Origin of the sequence: Acinetobacter sp. YH12099 (assembly GCF_013419195.1) — a bacterium.
Lineage (GTDB): Bacteria > Pseudomonadota > Gammaproteobacteria > Pseudomonadales > Moraxellaceae > Acinetobacter > Acinetobacter towneri.
Genome location: NZ_VPAP01000041.1, coordinates 1 through 4,760 on the forward strand (window position 1 = coordinate 1; position 4,760 = coordinate 4,760).

A 4,760-nucleotide genomic window follows, 5' to 3' on the forward strand; every position below is an offset into this window, starting at 1 on the left:
TGTTCAAATGGCGATTCAGCGTTTAATTGGTTTTGGGAAAAAAGAAGAGTTTAAGGAAATTTTGGCAATTTTAAGAAAGCAGAATCCTGATAGGATAAGGGTTCTGTGAAATTTGTCGTGTACAGAGAATAATATTAATAAAAAATAAGGATAAATTTATGGAAAAAACTTTTATGGAAGCAATGGATTTTAGACATGCTTGTAAAATATTTGATGAGACAAAAAAGATAAAAGATGAAGATTTAAACTATATTTTAGAAGCAGGGAGAAAATCTCCTAGCTCTTTTGGGCAAGAGCCATGGAAGTTTTTGGTAATTACAAAAGTATAGCCTGAATTAGCCCTCGATTTTACATCTTGGAACCATGGCCCCCCCCTTTTTTAGGAAAAGGATGACCTTCGGTCTCTCTATTTAAAGGAAATCTTCACGCCTTTTTGTCGGATTCGGCTGAAATTTACGGGACGGTCTTATTTAAGAATGTATGGCTTAATGTTGCGAAAGAAGTTGATTTCCTCCCAATGGTTTTTAAAACCCTGCTTTATAATATCCTCTCTTATTGACCATAAGTACTCTTTTAGGTATATCGTCATTTGGTGCGCTTCATCAATTATATTAGGTGCAGACAGCGAAATGGCATTTTCTTTTCGCTGTACCTCTGAGATAATATGATTTAATGAAGATACCATTTCGTATTTAGTTTACAATATTTCCTTTTATAAAAGAAAATTGCGTAGTATGATTATTAAAAAACACCAAAAGATGTTATTCAAAGAACACATTGATATTAGCTTCAATCTCTAAACCGTTGATTTGGAAATACATAATACCCTATTTGTTCATTCTTTTGTTATTTGTTGTATGTTGCGTTATTCCATCAATAATTTTATTCCAATCTTCGAAATGTAGTTCGTGTCCGGTTCCATCAAGCGTTATTAGTTTTGAGCCGTTTATCTTTTCAAGTAAAACTGCTGAATTCTTAAAATGCCATATTTTATCGTCCGTTCCGTGTACAATTAAGGTTGGCTGATTGATTTCGCTCAATCTGTTCCAGTATTCTTCACCACCTTGCAGTGCCGCATGATTGAACATACTTATATAGTTATTAGCTCTTTTAAATTCGGCTCTAATCAGTTTTTCACTTCTTTGTTTGTCAAATTGTTTCCTGCCGCTCATCAATTCAGCACCTTGAATTAAATAATTTGCCACACTGTCTTCATTTGTCCAATCTACGGTTTCAGCTTTTCCGTGAAAATCTAAAATACGCGTATCCATTTCAGGAATTGTGGGGTCTGAGTCGCCCCAAGGACCTGATGAGATTAGTGTTATTGAACTTACCCTGTCGGCATATTTTATTGATGCTATTTGAGAAATCAGTCCGCCCAGTGAAATTCCCACAAAATTGGCTTTGACTATTTTATAGCCGTCCAAAATTGAAATAGCATCATGGGTTAAGTCAACAATATCATAGGGGGTTGAACCCGGTTCGTAATTAGTAGATTTTCCTACGTCCCTATTGTCGTAGCGAATAACAAAAAATCCCTTTTCAGATAGTTTCTGGCAAAATTCAGCATCCCAATACAACATGGATACCGTTGCTCCCGCAATCAAGAGTATTGCCGGATCTTTTTCACATCCAAAACTTTCGGTAAAAAGTCTTATTCCGTTTTTTTTAACTATTTTCTCTTTCATTTCCTCGCCTTTCTGTTTTATAGATTCATTAGTTTTTGGAACGAAAAGTCGAGGCTGAACATTTCCGTTTCGTTTATTATTGATTCTGCCTGTGCTTCTCTTCCATAAGCAAACATTTGCTGTTCATAATTTTCAATAGCCTCTTCAATGCTGTTAAATTTCCCATTGGTCAGATTATCCGACAATATCAAGGCATCCATCAACCCACTGTTTACGCCTTGTCCTGCAAAAGGAGGCATCAAATGAGCAGCATCTCCAATCATCGTTATGGGTAATGGACGCTTACTTTTCCAAGACTTATCTAAGGGAAATAGATTTAAAACCTTTGAAAGTAAGTGTATTAAAGGAGATTTTAAAAGATTACAACTCTTATTCAAATAAAAATTTACTTGATTTTTATTTGCTAAGTGGTGGAGTTGCAAAATATATAGAACTATTTATCTTAAACAGTAGTTTTGATTTAAAATCTATGATAGATACAATTATTGATCCAAACTCAATATTTTTGGAAGAGGGAAAAAATAGACTTATTGAAGAGTTTGGAAAAGAGTATGGAACATATTTTTCTATTTTAGCTTTAATCTCTGATTCAAAAACATCAAGAAGTGAAATAGAATCAATTTTGGAAAGAAATATTTCAGGACATTTATCACGACTTGAAAATGACTATAACATCATAAAATCAATTAAACCAATAAATGCTAAACCAAACTCAAAAGTACAAAAATATGAGATAGTTGATAATTTTTTATCCTTTTGGTTTAGATTTATTTTTAAATACCAATCACTAATCGAAGCTGAAAATTTCGATAGATTAAAAGAGATTATCTATAGAGATATCTCAACTTTTCAAGGAAAATTCCTTGAAAAACTTTTTGTGGAACTCTTAAAAGAGAAACAAACTTTCACTTCTATTGGCTCATATTGGGAGAGAAATAATCAAAATGAGATAGATATAGTTGCTATCGATGATATTGATAAGAAACTTCTAATTTGTGAAGTAAAACTAAATGAAAAACGGATAAACTATCAGGCTTTAGTTTTGAAATCTCAAAAATTAATTCAAGAGTATAAAGATTATGAGATAGAGTATAGGCTTTTATCGATAAAAGATATTTAAAATTAGAAAAACAGATAATAGCTGGTGCTAGAGTGGTTGCTAGGGTAATTACTCTAATTTCAAGTTGGTGCAAGTGGTTTTTGCAAACTTTGTATAAAGCCTTAATCGATATAAAAGTTAAGTTTGATTATATATAATTGTTGAATAATTTAAAAGGAGTACAAAATGAAAAAAGTTTTAATTTTAAATGGACACCAATATTATGAAAATGTTGCAAAAGGTGAATTAACTGAAAAGATTTTAGAAAAAGCGACACAATTTTTCAAAGAAAATAACTTTCTTATAAAATATACAAATATAGATAAGGGTTACGATATAAAAGAGGAGTGTGAGAAGTTTGAGTGGGCTGATTATGTGTTGTTTCAATATCCTGTTTATTGGATGGGTGTTCCTTGGATTACAAAAAAATATTTCGATGAGACTTTTACTCAAGGAAGACACTATGCAAACGACGGAAGAAGCAAAAACGATGATAGCAAAACTTATGGAAGTGGTGGATTACTAAAAGGCAAAAAATATATGCTAAGCTTGACATATAATTGTCCAAAAAGTGAGTTTAACAATCCTGATGGTTTTTTTGATGGATTATCACTAGATGAAGCAAATGTTGCTACTCATAAAACTTTTCAATTTGTTGGATTAGAACCTTTAAAACTTACTCTATGCATGATATTTTTAAAGGAGATTTGGATTTAAATAAAGAGTTAGCTAAATTTGAAGATACTTTAAGAGAGAATTTTAAGTTTAGTGTATATATAATTTGATATATTTAATTTAAGGAGCTATAATGAGTTTATTATTAAACAAAGGTAAAATAGGTGATTTGGAACTAAAAAATAGAGTTGTAATGCCACCTATGTGTATGTATAAAAGTGATAATAGTGGAGAATTAAAAGATTTCCATATGTTTCACTATACTTCAAGAGCAATGGCTGATGTTGGTTTAATTATTGTTGAACCAGCATCAGTTGAGCCAAAAGGAAGAGTTTCATCTTTTGAATTAGGACTTTGGGATGATTCTTTAATTGAAAATCATAAAAAAATGAATGAGAAGTTACACTTATTTGGAGCAAAAAGTTCTATACAATTAGCTCATGCAGGAAGAAAATCTGAAGTTGTTGATGATATTTGTGTAGCTCCAAGCTCAATTGCTTTTAGTCAAAAATCACCATATAAAGTTCCAAAAGCGTTAAGTCTTGAAGAGATAACAAAAATAAAAGAGTTGTTTGTAAATGCTGCAATTAGAGCCGAAAAAGCAAATTATGATTCAGTAGAACTTCACGCTGCTCATGGATATTTGTTGTGTGAATTTTTATCACCTTTAACAAATAAAAGAGATGATATTTATGGTGGAAGTTTAGAAAATAGGTGTAGATTAGTAATTGAAACTGCAAAAGAGATAAAAAATAGGGTAAAATTACCCCTTATTGTTAGAATTAGTGCTGATGAATGGATGCAAAATGGATGGAATATAGAAGACTCTATTTATTTATGTAAAGAGTTAGAAAAAGTTGGAGTTGATTGTATTCATGTTTCAAGTGGTGGAAATATAGAAAATCCAGATAAGATACCAAAAATTGAACCATTTTATCAAGCTAATTGGGCAAAAGAGATTAAAAAAAGTGTAGATATTCCTGTTATTGCTGTTGGTTTAATAACAACAGCAAAAGAGGGTGAATATCTTCTTGAAAATAGTTTTTGTGATTTTGTTGCATATGGAAGAGAGTTGCTTAAAAATCCAAATCTTGTATTTTATGCTGCAAATGAACTAAACGAAAAAGAGAAAATTAATAGCTCTTATGCAAGAGCATTTTTAAAATAATATTCTCTGTACACGACAAAAATAGATAACTCATTGAAATAATGTCACAATAATTGTTTTCTAACGACGAATACTATGACACATCTCAATGAGTTATATCTTATCTTAAACAAATCTCTAAAATGGAACA

At 31.2% G+C, this 4,760-nt stretch carries 5 protein-coding genes and 1 pseudogene; 4 read left to right on the forward strand and 2 right to left on the reverse strand.

Going from position 1 to position 4,760, the window contains the following annotated elements; all coding sequences use genetic code 11:
* Nucleotides 1-158 precede the first annotated feature (158 nt).
* Nucleotides 159-329 (forward strand): nitroreductase family protein, encoded by a 171-nt coding sequence (locus FTU39_RS13500; RefSeq protein WP_218944955.1) that lies wholly within the window; start codon nt 159-161, stop codon nt 327-329.
* A 498-nt stretch (nt 330-827) separates the two neighbouring features.
* On the opposite strand, the gene estT is transcribed toward FTU39_RS13500, so the two are convergent.
* Both estT and FTU39_RS13510 read right to left on the reverse strand, forming a co-directional pair.
* On the reverse strand, nt 828-1,688 hold the full coding sequence (estT, locus tag FTU39_RS13505; protein ID WP_077782102.1) for a macrolide hydrolase EstT: 861 nt from the start codon (nt 1,686-1,688) through the stop codon (nt 828-830).
* A gap of 17 nt (nt 1,689-1,705) precedes the next feature.
* A pseudogene (locus FTU39_RS13510) lies at nt 1,706-2,002 on the reverse strand (FAD-dependent oxidoreductase); the annotation flags it as partial.
* 155 nt (nt 2,003-2,157) lie between these two features.
* Between FTU39_RS13510 and FTU39_RS13515 the strand changes: the two are divergent.
* The 3 genes from FTU39_RS13515 (at nt 2,158) to FTU39_RS13525 (ending at nt 4,630) form a co-directional block, all read left to right on the forward strand.
* A complete protein-coding gene (locus FTU39_RS13515) occupies nt 2,158-2,808 on the forward strand; it encodes a DUF234 domain-containing protein (protein WP_218944954.1) in 651 nt (216 codons plus the stop codon).
* Nucleotides 2,809-2,973: 165 nt separating this feature from the next.
* Complete coding sequence (locus FTU39_RS13520) at nt 2,974-3,504, forward strand: NAD(P)H-dependent oxidoreductase (RefSeq protein WP_218944953.1); 531 nt, start codon at nt 2,974-2,976, stop codon at nt 3,502-3,504.
* Between the two features lie 91 nt (nt 3,505-3,595).
* Nucleotides 3,596-4,630 carry a tRNA-dihydrouridine synthase gene (locus FTU39_RS13525; protein ID WP_169538918.1) on the forward strand — a complete coding sequence of 345 codons (1,035 nt, stop codon included), beginning with the start codon at nt 3,596-3,598 and terminating at the stop codon, nt 4,628-4,630.
* The last annotated feature ends 130 nt before the right edge of the window (nt 4,631-4,760 follow it).